Annotated in this window: 19 protein-coding genes and 1 riboswitch; of the genes, 12 read left to right on the forward strand and 7 right to left on the reverse strand. The window is 45.2% G+C overall.

The genetic code is table 11. From position 1 onward, the window contains the following. Positions 1 to 12 precede the first annotated feature (12 nt). A complete protein-coding gene (locus HMPREF0083_RS27110) occupies positions 13 to 282 on the reverse strand; it encodes a GNAT family N-acetyltransferase (protein ID WP_081696037.1) in 270 nt (89 codons plus the stop codon). 236 nt (positions 283 to 518) lie between these two features. Here HMPREF0083_RS27110 and HMPREF0083_RS09510 point away from each other — a divergent pair, with 236 nt between their 5' ends. From HMPREF0083_RS09510 to HMPREF0083_RS09555, 10 genes are all read left to right on the forward strand, one after another. After that, complete coding sequence (locus HMPREF0083_RS09510; protein ID WP_021621049.1) at positions 519 to 1,250, forward strand: lantibiotic protection ABC transporter ATP-binding subunit; 732 nt, start codon at positions 519 to 521, stop codon at positions 1,248 to 1,250. Then, positions 1,247 to 2,008, forward strand: a complete 762-nt coding sequence (locus HMPREF0083_RS09515; RefSeq protein WP_021621050.1) for a lantibiotic immunity ABC transporter MutE/EpiE family permease subunit — start codon at positions 1,247 to 1,249, stop codon at positions 2,006 to 2,008. Before HMPREF0083_RS09510 ends, HMPREF0083_RS09515 begins: the two co-directional genes overlap by 4 nt. 2 nt (positions 2,009 to 2,010) lie before the next feature. Next, positions 2,011 to 2,769: a lantibiotic immunity ABC transporter MutE/EpiE family permease subunit gene (locus HMPREF0083_RS09520; protein WP_021621051.1), complete on the forward strand. Its 759-nt coding sequence runs from the start codon at positions 2,011 to 2,013 to the stop codon at positions 2,767 to 2,769. Beyond that, positions 2,770 to 3,453, forward strand: a complete 684-nt coding sequence (locus HMPREF0083_RS09525; protein ID WP_021621052.1) for an ABC transporter permease — start codon at positions 2,770 to 2,772, stop codon at positions 3,451 to 3,453. It begins immediately after the preceding gene. After that, on the forward strand, positions 3,450 to 4,367 hold the full coding sequence (locus tag HMPREF0083_RS09530; protein ID WP_021621053.1) for an ATP-binding cassette domain-containing protein: 918 nt from the start codon (positions 3,450 to 3,452) through the stop codon (positions 4,365 to 4,367). Before HMPREF0083_RS09525 ends, HMPREF0083_RS09530 begins: the two co-directional genes overlap by 4 nt. Next, the gene (locus tag HMPREF0083_RS09535) at positions 4,361 to 5,125 is read left to right on the forward strand and encodes an ABC transporter permease (RefSeq protein ID WP_021621054.1); all 765 of its coding nucleotides are present in this window, start codon (positions 4,361 to 4,363) and stop codon (positions 5,123 to 5,125) included. The genes HMPREF0083_RS09530 and HMPREF0083_RS09535 overlap by 7 nt, the downstream gene beginning before the upstream one ends. Beyond that, positions 5,125 to 5,838 carry a response regulator transcription factor gene (locus HMPREF0083_RS09540; RefSeq protein WP_021621055.1) on the forward strand — a complete coding sequence of 238 codons (714 nt, stop codon included), beginning with the start codon at positions 5,125 to 5,127 and terminating at the stop codon, positions 5,836 to 5,838. The genes HMPREF0083_RS09535 and HMPREF0083_RS09540 overlap by 1 nt, the downstream gene beginning before the upstream one ends. Positions 5,839 to 5,843: 5 nt before the next feature. Further along, on the forward strand, positions 5,844 to 6,755 hold the full coding sequence (locus tag HMPREF0083_RS09545; protein WP_021621056.1) for a sensor histidine kinase: 912 nt from the start codon (positions 5,844 to 5,846) through the stop codon (positions 6,753 to 6,755). Between the two features lie 713 nt (positions 6,756 to 7,468). Further along, positions 7,469 to 7,834, forward strand: a complete 366-nt coding sequence (locus HMPREF0083_RS09550) for a GNAT family N-acetyltransferase (protein WP_240961435.1) — start codon at positions 7,469 to 7,471, stop codon at positions 7,832 to 7,834. A gap of 392 nt (positions 7,835 to 8,226) precedes the next feature. Next, complete coding sequence (locus HMPREF0083_RS09555; protein WP_021621058.1) at positions 8,227 to 9,099, forward strand: AraC family transcriptional regulator; 873 nt, start codon at positions 8,227 to 8,229, stop codon at positions 9,097 to 9,099. A 465-nt stretch (positions 9,100 to 9,564) separates the two neighbouring features. Here HMPREF0083_RS09555 and HMPREF0083_RS09560 read toward each other — a convergent pair whose 3' ends face one another. Beyond that, entirely contained in the window at positions 9,565 to 10,905 is a 1,341-nt protein-coding gene (locus HMPREF0083_RS09560) for a hypothetical protein (protein WP_040302256.1), read from the reverse strand. Continuing rightward, positions 10,883 to 11,443, reverse strand: a complete 561-nt coding sequence (locus HMPREF0083_RS09565) for a sigma-70 family RNA polymerase sigma factor (RefSeq protein ID WP_040302257.1) — start codon at positions 11,441 to 11,443, stop codon at positions 10,883 to 10,885. The genes HMPREF0083_RS09560 and HMPREF0083_RS09565 overlap by 23 nt, the downstream gene beginning before the upstream one ends. 316 nt (positions 11,444 to 11,759) lie before the next feature. Here HMPREF0083_RS09565 and HMPREF0083_RS09570 point away from each other — a divergent pair, with 316 nt between their 5' ends. Then, the gene (locus HMPREF0083_RS09570; protein WP_040302258.1) at positions 11,760 to 12,404 is read left to right on the forward strand and encodes a hypothetical protein; all 645 of its coding nucleotides are present in this window, start codon (positions 11,760 to 11,762) and stop codon (positions 12,402 to 12,404) included. Between the two features lie 194 nt (positions 12,405 to 12,598). On the opposite strand, the gene HMPREF0083_RS09575 is transcribed toward HMPREF0083_RS09570, so the two are convergent. From HMPREF0083_RS09575 to tenA, 4 genes are read right to left on the reverse strand one after another with little or no spacing between them, the layout of a single operon-like run. Further along, positions 12,599 to 13,378 carry an energy-coupling factor transporter transmembrane component T family protein gene (locus HMPREF0083_RS09575; protein ID WP_051354604.1) on the reverse strand — a complete coding sequence of 260 codons (780 nt, stop codon included), beginning with the start codon at positions 13,376 to 13,378 and terminating at the stop codon, positions 12,599 to 12,601. Further along, complete coding sequence (locus HMPREF0083_RS09580) at positions 13,344 to 14,942, reverse strand: ABC transporter ATP-binding protein (protein ID WP_021621065.1); 1,599 nt, start codon at positions 14,940 to 14,942, stop codon at positions 13,344 to 13,346. The genes HMPREF0083_RS09575 and HMPREF0083_RS09580 overlap by 35 nt, the downstream gene beginning before the upstream one ends. Then, a complete protein-coding gene (locus HMPREF0083_RS09585) occupies positions 14,920 to 15,519 on the reverse strand; it encodes an ECF transporter S component (protein ID WP_021621066.1) in 600 nt (199 codons plus the stop codon). Before HMPREF0083_RS09585 ends, HMPREF0083_RS09580 begins: the two co-directional genes overlap by 23 nt. Next, entirely contained in the window at positions 15,516 to 16,208 is a 693-nt protein-coding gene (gene tenA / locus HMPREF0083_RS09590; RefSeq protein WP_040302273.1) for a thiaminase II, read from the reverse strand. Before tenA ends, HMPREF0083_RS09585 begins: the two co-directional genes overlap by 4 nt. 141 nt (positions 16,209 to 16,349) lie before the next feature. Next, positions 16,350 to 16,452: riboswitch (TPP riboswitch) on the reverse strand. Between the two features lie 293 nt (positions 16,453 to 16,745). Between tenA and HMPREF0083_RS26330 the strand changes: the two genes are divergently transcribed. Continuing rightward, positions 16,746 to 17,351 (forward strand): hypothetical protein, encoded by a 606-nt coding sequence (locus tag HMPREF0083_RS26330; protein ID WP_021621068.1) that lies wholly within the window; start codon positions 16,746 to 16,748, stop codon positions 17,349 to 17,351. Positions 17,352 to 17,353: the final 2 nt, after the last annotated feature.

Consider the following 17,353-nt stretch of genomic DNA (forward strand, 5'->3'; position numbering starts at 1 on the left):
AATCGTCAGGTTTTAAGTGGTGGGTAGTTCACATCCACACTTTAAATATAATTCTTGAGCATATTTTGTCCAAAGAACTTTGGTTGTATTTTTTATACTTGGATGATTATTTATAAATTCAATTAGCTTCTTTCCCAAGCCCTTACCTCTATATTTTTCATCAATGACTACGTCTAATATTAAACTATAAACAGCATAATCACTTACAACCCTCGCAAATCCAATCTGCATATCATTGTGATAAACCAAAAAACAAAGGGAAGTTTCAATTGTTTTAGTAATATTCGTTGTATAGAGTACTAGCTAATTAGGATCCAAGAAGGGCGAACTGTGATTTGGATATTGGGTGGAATGGGAAATGAAATCTATCAGAACGTAAAATTCAGACTATATTTTTTGTGAAAAATTCGATGATTCTAGCCCGTAATTTAAGAAATTTGTAAGAGTTATTTCAAGGGGGAGTAAGATCTTTTCTGTATAGTAGGCATGAAAGCGAACAGAAAAGGAGTGAGTAACCCATGACGTATGTAGTTGAAACGATGCAGTTAACTAAAAAATTCAAGTCGCAAAAGGCTATTGACGGTGTAGATCTTGAGGTCACGCAAGGAAAGGTTTACGGTCTGTTAGGTGCCAACGGAGCGGGCAAGACAACGCTGCTCAAGCTGCTTGTCGGCCTGCTTAAGCCTACGGGAGGAAGCATTCGCCTGTTCGGAGAGCCATGGAGCCGCCATTCGCTTGTCAAAATCGGAGCGCTGATCGAGACGCCGGCGATTTACGGGCATTTGAGCGGATATGAAAATCTACAGGTCCATCAGCGCTTGCTCGGGCTGCCGGAGAAACGGATTGACGAAGTGCTTGAGATTGTCGGACTCTATCAGACGAGCCGTAAGAAGCGGGCCTCTGCCTATTCGCTGGGCATGAAGCAGCGGCTTGGAATTGCCATTGCTCTGCTCAATAAGCCGCAGCTGCTTATACTCGATGAGCCTACGAACGGGCTTGATCCGATGGGCATTCGCGAAATGAGAGCCCTGATCGCTTCCTTCACCGAGCAGGGGATGACCGTCATTTTGTCCAGCCATATTCTGAGCGAGGTGGCTCAGATTGTTCAGGAGGTTGGAATTGTCAGCGGAGGACGGCTTCGCTTCCAGGGTTCGCTAGACCGTCTGCTTGCCGAAGGGGATGGCAAAGAAAATTTGGAGGAGCTGTTTATGCGGTATGCAACTGCTTCCGAGGAGGCGTTGTACCGATGACAATAACAGCCGCTATTTCTTCGGAGAGCTTGAAATACCGCCGCACGCTGTCCTTGTGGCTCATCATGGGCGGCCCCTTTACATTCGCCCTCATGCAAATGCTGTTCGGGCTGCTGATGCCCGGAGGGGTGGACTGGAGCCATGCGCTAATGAATGTATACAACTGGTGGGCCGTATTCGGCTTGCCCTTTGGCATTACGCTGCTGACAACCTTATCGGTCGCGTACGAGCGAAGATCAGGCGCGTGGAGAGTGCTTCGCACGTATCCGCTTCAAGCCATGCGGTTGTACATGGCCAAGCTAATCGTCCTCGTCGCACAGACATTAGCTGCTTGCTTGTTGTTTACCATTTTTATTGCCGTACTCTGCAGTTTCACCGTTACGGGGGCGATGCCCTGGTCCGAACTGCTGCAAGGCTTTGCGGTAGCCTGGCTGACCTCGTTAGCGCTTGTTGCATTCATGCTGCTTGCCGCTCATTTGCTTGGATTTGGCTGGACGGTTATGACCGGCTTGGCGGGTATTTTCCTCGGCATTGTGACGGGCAATTTATCTGTGGTATGGGTGCCCGTACCTTGGCAGTGGCCGATTCGCGCGCTTGGGGCTCTCTTCGGTTTTCAGACGAATGGCTTGCCGCAAGAACCATCCAGTCCGCTGCTCGATCCCAGCCTTATGGTTACAGGCTCTTTGTGGAGTTTGCTTGGATGTGTTGTGTTAACGGCTATCGGGGCATGGTGGTTCCACTGTAAAGAGGTGCGGTAGCAATGAGAAGAGAAATAGGATCAGAATGGATCAAATATAAGCGTTCGGCGGTTCCGTGGATCATTGCACTCGTTCCGCTCGGCATTTGCGGGATCATCATGATGTACGGACGTGGGGGCCGCGGTGCAAGCTGGACGCTAACCCAATTATTTGATAAGGTTGGGGCAATATGGTATGGGGCATTGCTTTGCTTTTTTTGGGGGCTTTTGCCGGCGCTCGCAGCTCAACTGGAAGCGGGATCAGGCCGGTGGTCGTTGCTGCGCTGCCGCGGCGTGAGGCCGGGAAGATTGTATATCTCCAAGCTACTCGTCATCGTCATGCATACTGCAATCAGCACGTTGCTGCTCATTATGCTGCTCATCATTAGCGCCAAGCTGCTGGGTGTGACGGATTCGCCCCATCTATGGGCAGGAACGCTCGCCGCAATCGCGGCCGGCTGGCTCGCTTCATTGCCGCTACTGGCAATATCATTATGGCTCGCGGAAGCTTTCGGATGGCCGATCGCGACCGGCTTCGGCTTTACGGGCATTATTATAGCCGCTGTGATCGGCGTAACGAGTCTGGGCAATGAAATATGGATGCTGCTCCCCTGGACCTGGCCGGTACGTTTTTCCTACACGGTGTATCAACTGGTTATCGACCCGGCAAACAGTGAATTTTCATATGCATCCGTCGGACTGCGGTTTGCTGCAGTGCTTCTCATCTTTGCCGCCATCTCGGCGCTTTCTTCGTATTGGTTCGGCAAGCGGGAGGTTCGATGAATGTTGCGTCGCATGCTCCGTTCGGAAGCTGTGAAATACCGCCGTATCTTTATGCCCGCTTTGTGCTTTATTGCGCCGTTATTGCCCGCAATGCTAGCTTTAGCTGGGCAGTACGATCCGCTTACGAAGCAGGTCGACTGGGAGGAGGCCATGAGAGCGGCCAGCCTGTATTGGTTCGGGCTGCTGTTGCCGGCTGCAGGCGGACTAGTAGCGGGATACGCAGCGCAGATCGAAGCGGCAGCGGGAGATTGGAAGGGAATGATCGCCCGCGGTGTATCGCGAAGAGGCCTGTACGCCTCCAAGCAGCTTTGGCTCGCTCTGTGTCTGGGCTTAAGCACCGCCGTTCTATATGCGGTGCTTGCTGTAGCCGCGATGCCGTTTCCTGAAGCTTTCGGCAATGCGTTGTGGATTTGGGGCTATATTTGGCTCGTGCAGTATGCAGCCGCACTTGCACAGCTGTTCATTTCACTATGGATCGCTGTAGCTTGGGGACGCGCGGCGGCTGCCGGTTTCGGCTTTATTTCTATTTTCCTCATGCTGTGTTGGAGATCGCTGACAGGAGTTGCATATCCCGGGATTCCCACGGCGGTATTGACGTTTCATTTGGCCAGCTTGGTTTTGCTCTGCGTAATGTTGTTCGCTGCAGGCGCAGCATGGTTCCATAGAAAGGAAAGAACAGGATGAAAGGCATAACGGTCATTCGGACTTATTCATTGACGAAACGCTTCAAGTCAATTACGGCGGTTGATGCTGTCGACCTTCATATTAGAAGGGGAGAAATCTATGCTTTACTGGGGGAGCCGGGATCGGGCAAAACGACGCTGTTGCGTCTGCTGCTCGGATTAATGAAGCCGACTGACGGTGTAGTGGAGCTGTTCGGTGCCAAGCACAAACATACAGATCGGAAGATGATGGAGCGAATCGGGTACCTTCACGGCGACAGCGGGCTGCTGCCCCATATGACGGTAGTCGAGCATTTGGAAATGCACCGCAAGCTGATGGGGATTCCAGGCAAGCAATGCATAGAAGAGGCTCTTAGAACGCTTTCCCTGTCGGAATGCAGACATTTGCGCGCAGCAGAGCTTCCTCTCGATATGCGAAGAAGGCTGGCCCTGGCCCGAGCGCTGCTGCACCGTCCCGAACTGCTAGTGCTGGATGAACCCCTGCACGGTCTGGAAGGGGACACCAGGCAAGATCTGCTAAGGCTGTTCCGCGATTTAGCCCAGTCTCGTCAGGCAACGATTGTATGTACAGGCCGCAAGCTGGACGAGATTCAGTATACGGCTTCCCGGATCGGGTTGATGGCAAATGGCAGCGTGATCAAGGAATTCGGTGCATCCGAGATTCTTGATCATTTCAGGGACCGGTTGGATATTAAAGTGAGTGATACGTCAAAGGCGAGCGTGCTGCTGGAGCAGGAGCTTCGAATCCATGACTACACTGTCGCCGGGGCGGGTTTGATTTCAGTCTATGAGCAGCTTCATCGGTCTGCGGAGATCAACCGCGTGCTGATGCTCGGTAATGTAGATGTATACGAACTTAGCTTCGGGACGACGGAAAGGAGCATGCATAAGCTGATGGAGGTAACAGAGTGCTGACATTATGGAAGGTAGAATTTATGAAGCTGAAGCGCTCGCTGGTCGGATGGGTGCTTGTGTTTGTGCTGGCGGTGCATCTGATCGCGGATTTATCGAAAACGGGCAGCGGAGAGTGGGACGTTTTTTTGCAGGCTGTCTATATGGATCTCTGGATACGTCCCGTCGTCTTTACTTTTTTGGCCGGCTATCTCTTTGTTATGGATTATGAAGGGCGAATGCAAAGCCTTTGTTTTACATATCCATTCCGCCGCAGCGAGTGGTTTATCGCCAAAATGCTGGTTGCCTGCGCCCTGACAGGCGCGGTCCTTGTCCTATCCGGTTTGCTCGATATTGTGGTTGGCACGCTGTTTCTCGCTGAGCCGCTTACATGGCCAATTCTTGCCAATCAAGGGCAGACGCTGCTCTTTTCCTGGTGTCTCTACCTTGGCTTGCTGCCGCTAGGCGCATTAATGGGAATCGTTACTGTAACCGCTCTGCGGCTTGCCGTGGCCGCTATAGGCGTAGTAGTCCTGGAATTTCCCTTGGTAGCTTTATTTCCGGGTTACTTCAGTTGGTATCCATGGCTATCGCCCTATTTGACCATGCATGATTCCGGCCAAAATGAGGCTCTTCACGTGTCAGAGACAGGATTGTGGGTCGCCTTAAGCATCATGCTGCTGTCCCTCATGCTTAGCTGGTATCTGTATGTCATGAAGGACCCGTCTGATGACGGGAGATCATTTTCTATCCGTAGCTCAGTAAAAAAGGTGGAATCATAATGATGAATGCAGCCCATATTCTGGTCGTGGAAGATGATTTGGAAATATGCGGGTTTGTTGTGGAAGCGCTTCGAAGGGACGGATACCGGGTTACCTTTGTGCATGACGGACAGTCTGCCATTCAGGCATGGGAGGGCGCAAGCTTTGATCTCGTCATTTTAGATATTATGCTTCCTGGAATTGACGGCTTGGAGGTGCTGCGCAGAATCCGGGAGAAGGAGCGGGTGCCGGTCCTGCTCTTGTCTGCGAAGGATGGGGAGGTAGACAAAATTCTTGGCCTCGGAGGCGGTGCTGACGATTATTTAACCAAGCCCTTCCTGCTCGGGGAGCTGTTAGCCCGCGTGAAGGCACAGCTTCGCAGATATTTATATTATCAATCCGCGGCATCAGAGGCTTCTCCGGCCGTAATTGCTTACCGCCAGTTAGAGCTTAATCCCAATACTTACGAAGTCAAGGTGGATGGCACTTCCAGGCCGCTAACGGCAAAGGAATTTGAAATCTTGAAGCTGCTGCTCTCCGAGCCGCGGCGAGTTTTTACGAAGTCCCAAATATTTGAACGGGTATGGGGCGAAACGTACTCCTCGGAAGTAGACGAGAACACAGTTATGGTTCATATCAGGAGACTGCGCCAAAAGATTGAAGCCGATGCATCGCGACCGCAATATATCCAAACCATATGGGGAATCGGCTACAGGCTGGGAGGGGAGGATTGAGCTTCATGCTTGAGCTGTCGCTTATTAGTGCGCTTGGCATCATTTGTGCATGGCTGTGGATTCATCGTATCGTACAGGCTAGACACATCAGGGAGATAACCAAGGTTCTTGCCGCGCTTCGTTCCGACCGGGAGCTTCCTTTATTGCATATAAGGACAGGCAGTCCTGCATTAAATGAGCTTGCAGAGCAAGTCAATTTCCTGAGGGATCATCTCCTGTCTGTAGGCAAGCGGACCGAGCAATTGGAAAATATCCAGCGGCAGGTGATGACCCACATTGCGCATGATTTGCGTACGCCGCTCACCTCGTTGTCGGGTTATGCAGAGCTCTTGAAAAGCCAACAACTGGCTAAAGGAACGGAGATGGAAAAGTATGCGGACATCATCATTCAAAAGTCCCGGAAGCTGACAGAAATTATACGGAACTTTTTTGAATGGGCCCGGCTGGAATCAAACGATATGCCCTTGCAGTTTCAAAAGGTGGATATGACGAAGAAGGTCGAGGAAGCAATGCTGTCGTTTCTGCAACAATTCGAGCAAGCGGGCGTACAGCCGATACTCGAATTGCCTAAGGAACGGCTTTCGGTATGGGCGGATCCGGCCAGCATCGATAGAATATTGCATAACCTCATCTCGAACTCGCTTAAGTACGGCGGCGAGGGAGGCAAGCATGGCATCAAGCTGTGGAAAAAACGCGGGAGAGTATGGGTGGAAGTATGGGATTGCGGCCGGGGGATCGAACCGGAGCATCTTCCTTTTATTTTTGACAGGTTGTACAAAGGGGGCCGTTCAGGCCGGTACGATGGAGGAAGCGGGTTAGGACTGAGTATTACGAAGAAGCTGATCGACAAGCATCAAGGCGAAATCTTTGTGCGCAGCGTGCCGTATGAGAGGACTTCGTTTATTTTTGGGATATAGATACGCGTTCAGGTGATGGGTATAAAGAGCTCGTACATGTTTGTGCGACATCCGATGTACGGAAATCGGATCGAGGAGGCAACAAGCTGACGCTTGATGAAATAGAACTAAAAGGGTAAATATGGAAAAAACTAAGAGAGTAATCGCTTGAATCGAGTAGCAGGGAACGGCTAGCCCCCGAGTTCTCAACACATATATCGGTTCCGAGAAACAACAATACTATAGGTTTATAAAGTAAGCACTTTAGCTTCCAAAACGGGAGAGCCGTTGTTTACGGGTAGTGGCGGAGTTGGCCTGCCCCGTTCGACACCCTCAATATAACATTTTCCTTTTGTTCTACAAAATGACGCTCTTTTTAACTCCTCAAATCGACTCACGTGTTTGTTTAAAAACCTCAATGTTCACTACATATGATGCGTTCGTTCAACTTAGAGGATAAAGATTACATAATTAACTCACATTATGCTGATTTGTACGACAAACAATCAAAAAAACCGGAATTGGTTCTCTGTGAATGTTTTGGGGTATATCATAAAATTATCAGGAGGTGTAGGACATGCATCTAAATTATCTAATAAATTCCCAAAGAATGTTTATTAGACATACTAACAATGATGACTTGCATTTTGTGCTTGAAGCTGAACAGGGGCTATATTACTCCTTGGAATAGGGAACAGCATGCAACGTCATTGTTGAATACGGACTGTATTCATATGATTCTGGAAAATAGAAATAAGCAACCCATTGGATTTGTTATCCTATTCGGAATAGAGAACAGACACGGGAATATTGAACTAATGAGGATTGTAATCACAGACAAGGGAAAAGGATACGGGAAAGAAGCTATTGGTTTAATTCAGGAGTTTGTATTTTCGCAACTCAAAGCGCATCACCTTTGGCTTGATGTTAAAGACCATAATCTAAGAGCGATACATGTCTATGAATCCACTGGTTTTCAGGTTGAAGGAAAGTTAAGGGAATGTATACGAACTGATGATCGATATGAATCATTAATCATCATGGGGATTTTGGAAAGAGAATATGTAAGCAAATTTAAGGAAGGTGGAACCAGCACATAACATAATCGTAGGCTATACAGGGATTTACTACTTTAGGGCGGATCTGAAATGAGGCGGAAGGAGAGTTTGAGTTTACACTGGGCAATCAGCCCAAAGAAGTTACTTTATTAAACTATACTTACAATTAATATGGAAACAAGCACGCCTCTTAGCGTAATAAAACACCGGTTGTTTTTTTGTGTCCCACAGCAGACAAGTTTAGACGGTTATCGGTAGTCAAGCCATTGTTGTTAATTTGTCTTTAGATACTAGTGCCTTATCAGGCTACCTTGTCCTGTTTTTGATAGAATAACATGCTTTATTACTTATGAGTTAACCCTACATAATTGTGCACGAAATGTCGGACGGGTACATTCAACCCCTGTTATTCTTTTGATAAAGGAGGTCACATAATGGATTTGCTTAAAAACATGAATGAAGCATTAAAGTATATTGAAGAAAATCTTACTAATGATATTGACTTTAAAGAAGTAGCAAGGCTGGCTTTCTGTTCCGAATATCATTTTAAAAGGATGTTTTCCTTCCTTGCAGGTATTTCACTATCGGAATACATCCGTCGCAGACGGCTTACCCTTGCAGCATTTGAGCTTAAAGATAGCAGTGTAAAGGTCATTGACATTGCAATAAAATACGGATATAGCTCACCAGATTCTTTTGCACGAGCTTTTCAAAATTTGCATGGAATAACGCCCTCAGAAGCTAGAAATAATGGCCATTCACTTAAAGCTTATCCACGAATGACCTTCCAGTTATCAATCAAAGGGGGAAGTGAAATGAATTATCGTATTGAAGAAAAAGAGGCATTTCGCATCGTTGGTATTAAGAAAAGAGTTTCGATTATTTTCAACGGGGTTAATCCAGAAATTGCTTCTATGTGGGAAAGTTTAGATGGTGAAACGATTGAAAAACTAAAAAAACTTTCTAATGTCGAGCCGATGGGGCTGCTTAGTGCATCCACGAATTTTTCTGAAGGAAGAATGGAGGAAAAAGGAGAGCTTGATCACTATATTGGCGTAGCAACAACGAAGGGCTGCCCGGATAACCTCTCGCAGCTTGAAGTTCCTGCCTTAACATGGGCTGTATTCGAGGCAATCGGGCCATTTCCTAGCACGCTGCAAGATGTTTGGGGACGTATTTATTCTGAATGGTTCCCCTCCTCAAACTATGAACAAATCGAAGGTCCAGAAATTCTGTGGAATGAGAATAAGGATGTAACCTCACCAACGTTCAAAAGTGAAATATGGATACCGATTTTAAAAAGGTAATGATAGGTCCTTGTTCCAGAATCAGGTGCTTTAATGGAATAACATTTAGATTTAAACGACTTTCGTATGTATTTGTACTCCATAATAAGCAAGACCAGCTAAGAATTGCTCCGAATAAGTAAAATTAAGATATAAATCAAAGAATGTTATCAGAATTATTAAGATTAATAAAATTATGTACCTCCTATTTTGTTTTTCTTTAACAAAATCCAGAACTTTGTTTACCAATATGCTTCTTTACTTTGCATGGTTCCGAAGTTCTTTAAACGAAAATAGCCTAAGTCGCGAATGTACAATTCTTTTTCTCGTATTGTTTCTATTTTGTCCGTACTATAACTCAAATCACTTTGCTTTCCAGATCCAACATGAACATCAAAAAAGAGAATTAGAAAAAGAAAAATCCTCATCATTTGACAAGGATTTTTCTTTGCGTTTTCTATAGTACTTTCACTTTTTATTTTGTCTCTATTTTATATCAATTGACCAATTTCCGGTCATTACAAATTGCGGGTATGATATTTGAATATTAGTGGTAGTAAGATTTTTATCGAACTCCAAAGTCATGATAGCTTTATTACCATTAAATTCAGCTGACATCTTTTTTATATCAGGACTATTAAGGCTAAATGACCTTATATCAATATTTTTATTCCCACCTGTATTTAATTCAAATTCTATCTGAGCAGAGGCTGGTGATACTCTTTTAACGTTTTTAACAACCGCTTTTTGAATCGTAAAATCAATTTCTTTGTTTAACGTTGCTTCTCCCTCCTTAGGAATGCTAAGTGGAAGGGAGGTGATAGTTTTGTCAAATGAGGCAACGAGAGCAGGCAATTTTAGTGTTAGATTTTTGTCTTTTGGAGCGTTTGTTTCAAATACTGTTACTGGGCGACCTTTTGCATTTTCTGGAATTTGAAGTTTGTATTTCGTATTCATTTCATCAAACGCATAAAGCTCCTCGGCTTTACTACTTGTAGAAGATGAAAACATACCTTTATCCCGTTTTTCAAATGTAGATACTACTTTTGCTTCAATTGGTTTGCCTAAACCTACTAATTTCAAGCTCTTATCTTCAAATGATGTAACAAATTGAATGTTTGATTTTCCATTTTCATCAATAACTTTAGCCCCAATATCTACACCTTTTATATTGCTTTCCCCAGCATTAGGGGTATAAATTTTGCCGTTTAAATCCAGGCTTTTAGCTTTTTCTAAGGAGACATTATAGGAGTTTCTTCCAATTACAAGTTTAAAATCTTTAAAGGGTTTAATATTATAATTGTTTTCTGTTTTATTCATAAAGCTAAAATAGTATTTCTTCCCTTCCTCAGAGTAACCACCTGGATGATACACGGTACTAGCATCATTTTGTGGGATAATGTTTATCTCACCAAGCTCAGATAAACTTGGATTAGCGGTTATTTCCATCTCTAGGTTTCCTTCTGAAACCATTATGTTTTCTATTGCAATCTCATTATTTAAAACATGTCTTTCTTTTAAATAATACGCATCTCCATCAACAATGGTTGAATATATTGGCGTTTTGTTAATAAATGACTTTATTGTTTCAGAAATATCACTGGCATATACAGTAGTTACACCCAGTAAACATACGCAAGCAGCAGCAACATATGAGTATCTTTTTCTGCGTTTCCTCTTTTTGTTATTGTCGGTAAGTTTTTGATGCGCTTTTTTATTTATAGCATCCATATCTATTTCCACTCCTTCTAATAATTTATCAATTTCTTTTTCAAGCAAATCATCATCCATATTATTCAATAATTCAAACATTTTTCTTTCGTTCACAATTTAATGCCTCCTTTATCATTCTTCTGCCCCTTAAAAGCCGATTATCTACAGCAGACCTTGATAAATTAAAAGCTTTTGCCAGATCGCTTATTTTTTCATCAAAAAAGTACCTTCTGAAAAATATTTTTTTGTCCACTTCATTAAAAGAATTAATTATTTCTATGACCTTTTCCTGGTCTTGCCTTAAAAAAAACTCTTTTTCCAGGCTATAATCATCTTTGATTTCAAATTTTTCAATATCAACAACATTTGTCACTGTTTTTCTACGTTTGTATGTAAGTGCTTTATATTTTGTCTTAATCAAGAGCCATGTTCTAAAATTTCCTCTTTCCTGGTCAAACTCATCAATTTTAAGCCAGGCATCTAGAAAAACATCAGATACACATTCCTCAACATCTTCCTTACTACATGCCGGGAATAAAATTGTATAGGCTAGGCAATAAATTGTTTTTGTATACTTGCTTATCATATACTCATAAGCAAGTGTGTCTTGGTTTTTAATTCCTTCTACAAGCGCCTGTTGCGAGTATTCCAAAATATTCACCCCCCTTCATATATTACTACGCGCCAAATATCACTTTTCTCTTAAGCGTAAATTCCGGATGAACGAGGAAAACAGGGTGAGTAAATAAGCTGTATGCATTCATTACGATCAAAAAAAGCCGTATTTCTACGGCTTGAGTCTGTCAGGGGAATGTAGGAGTTATACAGTCCCAGCAAATCAATTAATCTAGTTCGTCCCTTTTCGTTATATGTTGCTTGGAAATAAAGTTTGATCAAAGTGGATTCTTATCCAATCAGATATAATTGAAATGTGAGTGTAAGGCGATAGCAGCAGAATGGAGGATATTATGATAAAAATCGATAGAGATGGTGAAGCCTACTGGAGTGAAACCGTTGATTTGGGTGTTTTAGGTAAGTTCAATAGCATTTTTATAAATTTAGATGGATGCGATATAACAGGGGCAACGGATGATATGTCCCAAGAAGAGAAGATAGAAAAAGCTACAAAATATTATGGTAATAGATTCAAGGAGCTAGAAGCAAATGTGGGTTTTATAAATGAGCAATTTCTAATGTGGATTATAACGCACTTATGTGATATAGAATATCCATTTTGGGAATTTGGTGATGAAGATAAAGGCAGTGAAGATTATCCAGATTATATAGTTAAAGAAGAAATAAAAAAATTCGAAGATGAAAATGGACAATTGAACCATGACCCGTATAATCCAAGTCCGATTTATAAAGAAATCCAGGAATATAATGCATATACGAATAAAGATAATTTATCAAGCTATGAAATGATAGCAAAATATTTACCAGTTCTTAATTTTAAAAAACTTGTAGATACAATTAGAGCTGATAGCATAGATACGTATGAAGATAACATAAGCTTTCAAGTGAGTAGCGAGGTTTGTGGTGGCATGTTACTTTGTGCTACTTACGGAACAATATATGCCAATAATGAGCTGGAAGTTACGCATAATTGTTAATACAAAAGTGACCGGTGACAATAAAACAATACCTAAAGAACCACATCTATTGATTATCCATAAGATGGAAAAAAGAAGGTGCACGCGTCACTCTTAGCGGAAACAGATGACCTCGAATCCACATCGAGGTCATCTGCCTAGTACATAACAAAAGGGGTTCTTGCTTTTTTCCGCTCGTATCACTTGTTGCAAGGCTATGCACTGCTTCCGTTCCAGGTCCAATGAAGCCAGCCGAATGAGAAGGATAATGCGGTGAGACTAAGGACTGCCATAAACAGAAAAGCACAATACATCCAGTCTATCCTCCTGATGGTGGGCACATGATAATACGTACGGGGCTTGGCACCATCGAATCCGCGGGCTTCCATTGCGATCGCTACGCGCTCTGCTTTGCGGATACCCTGAGTGAATAAGGGCAGTGTATAGCGGGCGAATGATTTTAGTTTTCCTTGTGCATGGAATCCGCGGATTTTGTGCGCAGCTTTCATCTGAGACAGCTCGCTTTGAAACAGGGGGATGAATCGTAATCCTGCGAGCAATCCGTATCCCCATTTCGGCGAAAGGCGATATTGGTGAATCATGCTCATCACAAGCTGGGTCGTATCCGTAGTAGATGTAAACAGCAGGCCGTATGTGACGAATCCAAGCATGCGGAATGCGATGGTCAATCCGTTATATATGCCTTCCTCTGTAATACGGAACCACGCGAATTCTCCTACAATATGCTCACCTTTACCAAAGGCGGCTAACATCCAGAACACAAGCAGAAAAAAAGCAAAGTAAGGCACAATGCGCTTGATGATATACTGTATATTCCAGCCTCCGAAAAGGATGCCTATGACGATGGAGAGTACCCATAGCAAGGCGGAGGTGGCAGGGTCGGCAATCATCATTAAAAACAGCATAACCATCAGGTGAGCTGTTAGTTTTACAGCCGGATTAATTTGTGCCAATCGGACACTTGTGTTGACCATTACGCACCCTCCTTTCCCATTCGTATGATAGGGGACGGGTAAGGCCGGGAATAGACTCTTCGGAAGAGAACAGGCGATAAGGAGCTCCGTCAAAACGGATGGCACCGTCTGAGATCCAGAGTACACGATCTGCATACCGGTCCACGATATCCATATCATGGGTCACCATAACGATGGCCGTACCTTGTTCCTTGCGTTGCATAAGACGTGCAAGCAACTGAGTGGATGTGGCTTCATCCTGCCCGAAGGTCGGTTCATCAAGCAGCAGGAGTTTTTGTTCGAACAGAAGCATGGTCGCTACGCTTAAACGCCGCTTCTGTCCCTGACTCAAGGTGAATGGATGTGCATCCCGGTGTGCATCTAAAGAAAATTCCTGCAGCAGACGATGTGTCTTCTCGCTAAGTTTCGATTCGTCGAATTTGCGGATACGCCCGCCAAAGGCTACTTCATCATATACCCGATCCGTAACGAATTGGAGTTCAGGATTCTGAAATACAAATCCGACCTGCTCATACAGTTTTGCGGTCGGCCATTTACGGATGGGGCGGTTCTGGATATAGATGTTACCCTGTCGTCCTTTTTCCAGTCCGGCCAGCGCTTTTAACAGGGTGCTTTTGCCTGCGCCGTTCTCCCCGACAATAGCTGTCCATTCCCCCTCTGTAATGTCAAATGAGATGTGCTCCAGCACATTCGTTTTACCGTAGCTAATAGTAAGGTCGCGTACATTGCAGATGTCCAGTCGCTTTTGTTTGGGTGCCTGAGCGCGCTTTTTACTTTGTTCGAGTGAATCGCGCCAGGCAATTTGAAGCGGGTGGGAGGGGTCCGCGCTTACTTTGTCCATCGTGTATGGGAACAGGCGGGGCCGCCAGATGCCGGCAGCCTCGATTTCTTTGGCATATTGTCTTAATACATCCTGCGGTGTGCCTTCCCCGATAATGCTTCCCGTAGCATCCAGAAGAATGACCCGATCCATCCAGTCGATAAGACCGTCCAGCACATGCTCAACGAATATCATGGTCATATTGGATGCAGCAATTGATTTGAGCAAGGAAAATATATCATGACGTCCTTGTGGATCGAGCTGTGCTGTCGGTTCATCAAGGAATAATACGTCCGCCTCAAGTGCCAGCAGACAGGCAAGCGCCAGACGTTGCTTCATGCCGCCGGATAGTGTCTCGATAAGCGTATCCTTTGGCACGAAAAGGCCCGCTTGCTTCATTGCCGTATCAATACGCGCATCCATCTCATGCTGTGGGATGGCGCGATTTTCCAGGCTAAAGGCAATTTCATCTCCGACGGTAAGCATGCAGAACTGGGCGTCCGGATCTTGAAACATGACGCCGACGGAGGCGGGCCGAATGATACTGCCGGTGACTTCCGCTTCAATGGTGCCGGGAATAATACCGGATAATACGGATAAGAGCGTTGATTTACCGCAGCCGCTTGGACCGAGCAGCAATACTTTTTCTCCCGGCTGTACCGAGATGCTCACATTCCGTAATGTAAGAGAGGATGTTCCGTAGAAACGGACGGATACATCGTTACATGCCAGATGTTGAGCCATACGTATCACCTTGCTGTTCTCTGCGTTGCCGCATGAGTTCGTATTGCTGAAGCGTGCCGGTTTTCGCAAGCGATTCGGCAATTAGCTTTGCAAGCAGTCCACCTAGAATAGCACCGCTTATGATGCGTAACGCAAATGTGGCGCCTAGCACGCCCGGGGTAAAATAGCCGAATCCGTTGGCCAGTAAACTATACACCATGCTACCTATTGCCGCAAATGCACCTGAGAGCATGAGGGTGGACAATGAATATTTTTTATAACGGAATAAGAAGAATGCAAGCTCTGCACCGAGTCCCTGACAGAAGCCGATGAGCAGGGAAGAGAGGCCGAAATGACTGCCGGTGAACACTTCAACCGCGGCAGCGGACACTTCGGCGATAAGTGCAGCCCCAGGCTTACGAATAATAAAGGCGATAAGCGGGCTTGCCAATACCCAGATTCCGAACATAATTTCAGCTCCAACCGGCCCTACAAGGGCCGAGATTGGGAGCCAGAGTGTGGACCAGCCGAGATACAGGACACCGCAGGCAAGCGATAACGCTACAGTTAATACGACTTCCCGCATTTTCCAATTCATTGTGCCGTCACCTGCTCTAAAACCACTGGCCATGTTTGTTTCGTATAAGCCATATCCCAGAACATGTATTCCAACTGGCAGCTTGTAAGGAAGTGTTGTTTCATTTTTTCTTTTTCAGATTCATTTGCCCCTTCGGCCCAGCGGTCGAGACGGGCGCGGAAGCGACCGGTGAGATCATTCATGGACGCCTCGCCGTAGAACGTAATCCATTCATAGAAGGGGTGGGAAGGGTTTGGTTTGACTTCGTCTACAAGCTTCTGTCCGATTTCAAGGTAGGTCCACGGGCATGGCAGGAGTACGGCCAGAATCTCACCGAGCGTACCTTCATGCGCTACGGTCAGCATGTGACGGATGTAGTGGCTTGCATTTGGGGCGAGCGGGTAACCCTGTACATCTTCGTAGCGAACTCCAGCTACGCGGCACAAGTTGTTGTGGGGATGGGCTTCACCGTGCAGCACGAACGAAACCTGCTCGGCGAACATGCCCATATCATCGCGATCCTCGCATTTAGAAATAGCGATGCCATAGATGCGCGCAAATGCATTGAGGTATTCAAAATCTTGTTTTACATAATGAATAATCGCTTCTTTATCCAGATCGCCGTTCGCGATTCCCTGTACGAACGGATGAGTGAAAATTGCCTCGAAAATCGGAGCAGCCTCCTGGCGAAGTTGTTCGGTAAATGTCAACATAACAAATTCCTCCTAAAAATTATTTTTTCAGAAAGAAAGATTTCCACCAGGAGTATACCCCGAATAAAAAAGCCGCTCTATTAGCAGAGCGGCATCTGAGACCAGGAATATAATGTCATCCGTTTATAAGCCGATGACAGGTCAATGATACCACTTCCCTACGCTGGTATAATCCAGATCAGGTTCAAAGGGATTAAGGTTATACCTTATCTCAGCCATATTGGCACCCCTAGTGGACTTTCTTATGAAATTACCCGTAGAATATCAGGATCTTGTACTGCTGTCAAACTTTTTATCGGTCCAAACTTTTTTTAATTGAATTCAGAACCGAAGGGCTTAACTTTTTTGCAACTTTTTCATAGCTAGTTGCATCTATAATGATAGTGAATATGAAATAAAATTGAGAACATAAGGAGGGCATGAATATGGGATGGTCGCTTCTTTCTATAGGAGTAGCGAGCGTGCTGTTTGCTGCGTTTTATAATCTACTGTCGAAGGCCGAGTAAATGCAGAAATGAACGGAGACGAGACAATATGAGAGAGCAACAGGAGGCGCAAACTGGAAAGTGGAAAGGGATGCGCTGGCTTCTGCTAGGTGTCGGAATTATTTTCTTACTTGTATATGCATCCGGCCATGTTGAGAGCTATACGGAAAAAACGGCATATGAGCAGGCGATCAGAAGCATCAAAGAACGGGATTGGGTCAAGGCACAGCAGCATCTTCAGGATGCGGATGACACAGAGGATGCACATATGCTGCTTAAGTATGTAAAAGCCCAACGTGAATTGGCTGCCGCAAGAGCGGGGGAGTCGGACATCAATAGGTACGCAGCAGCTCTTAGTGAATTAAACGATGTTCCTGATACATATCAGGGTGATCTGCATCAGGACATTATGGTGCTGAAGCGTGAAATAAGACAGGCATGGCAAGCCCGATCGAAACAATTGCAAGCCGAACAGGCAAAGCGACAGATGCCAAAAGTCGGCATGACGGCAGAAGAGGTACGAAAATCGAGTTGGGGAGAGCCGAAATATATTAATCAAACAAAAACGGAAAAAGGAGTGGTGGAGCAATGGGTATACCCGGCATACCAGTTTGTTTATTTAGAAAATGGAAAAGTAACCATTGTTCGACCATAAGA

It is taken from the genome of Aneurinibacillus aneurinilyticus ATCC 12856, from assembly GCF_000466385.1.
In the GTDB taxonomy this organism is placed as follows: Bacteria; Bacillota; Bacilli; order Aneurinibacillales; family Aneurinibacillaceae; genus Aneurinibacillus; species Aneurinibacillus aneurinilyticus.

What these genes read in the sequence shown, in the direction of transcription:
- HMPREF0083_RS09530 (WP_021621053.1), top strand. Translation starts at nt 3,450, where the DNA reads ATGAAAGGCATAACGGTCATTCGGACTTATTCATTGACGAAACGCTTC.
- HMPREF0083_RS09570 (WP_040302258.1), top strand. Translation starts at nt 11,760, where the DNA reads ATGATAAAAATCGATAGAGATGGTGAAGCCTACTGGAGTGAAACCGTT.
- HMPREF0083_RS09510 (WP_021621049.1), top strand. Translation starts at nt 519, where the DNA reads ATGACGTATGTAGTTGAAACGATGCAGTTAACTAAAAAATTCAAGTCG.
- HMPREF0083_RS09525 (WP_021621052.1), top strand. Translation starts at nt 2,770, where the DNA reads ATGTTGCGTCGCATGCTCCGTTCGGAAGCTGTGAAATACCGCCGTATC.
- HMPREF0083_RS09585 (WP_021621066.1), bottom strand. Translation starts at nt 15,519, where the DNA reads ATGAATTGGAAAATGCGGGAAGTCGTATTAACTGTAGCGTTATCGCTT.
- HMPREF0083_RS09555 (WP_021621058.1), top strand. Translation starts at nt 8,227, where the DNA reads ATGGATTTGCTTAAAAACATGAATGAAGCATTAAAGTATATTGAAGAA.
- HMPREF0083_RS09545 (WP_021621056.1), top strand. Translation starts at nt 5,844, where the DNA reads ATGCTTGAGCTGTCGCTTATTAGTGCGCTTGGCATCATTTGTGCATGG.
- HMPREF0083_RS09520 (WP_021621051.1), top strand. Translation starts at nt 2,011, where the DNA reads ATGAGAAGAGAAATAGGATCAGAATGGATCAAATATAAGCGTTCGGCG.
- HMPREF0083_RS09515 (WP_021621050.1), top strand. Translation starts at nt 1,247, where the DNA reads ATGACAATAACAGCCGCTATTTCTTCGGAGAGCTTGAAATACCGCCGC.
- HMPREF0083_RS09540 (WP_021621055.1), top strand. Translation starts at nt 5,125, where the DNA reads ATGATGAATGCAGCCCATATTCTGGTCGTGGAAGATGATTTGGAAATA.
- HMPREF0083_RS09550 (WP_240961435.1), top strand. Translation starts at nt 7,469, where the DNA reads ATGATTCTGGAAAATAGAAATAAGCAACCCATTGGATTTGTTATCCTA.
- HMPREF0083_RS09580 (WP_021621065.1), bottom strand. Translation starts at nt 14,942, where the DNA reads ATGGCTCAACATCTGGCATGTAACGATGTATCCGTCCGTTTCTACGGA.
- HMPREF0083_RS09575 (WP_051354604.1), bottom strand. Translation starts at nt 13,378, where the DNA reads ATGGTCAACACAAGTGTCCGATTGGCACAAATTAATCCGGCTGTAAAA.
- HMPREF0083_RS26330 (WP_021621068.1), top strand. Translation starts at nt 16,746, where the DNA reads ATGAGAGAGCAACAGGAGGCGCAAACTGGAAAGTGGAAAGGGATGCGC.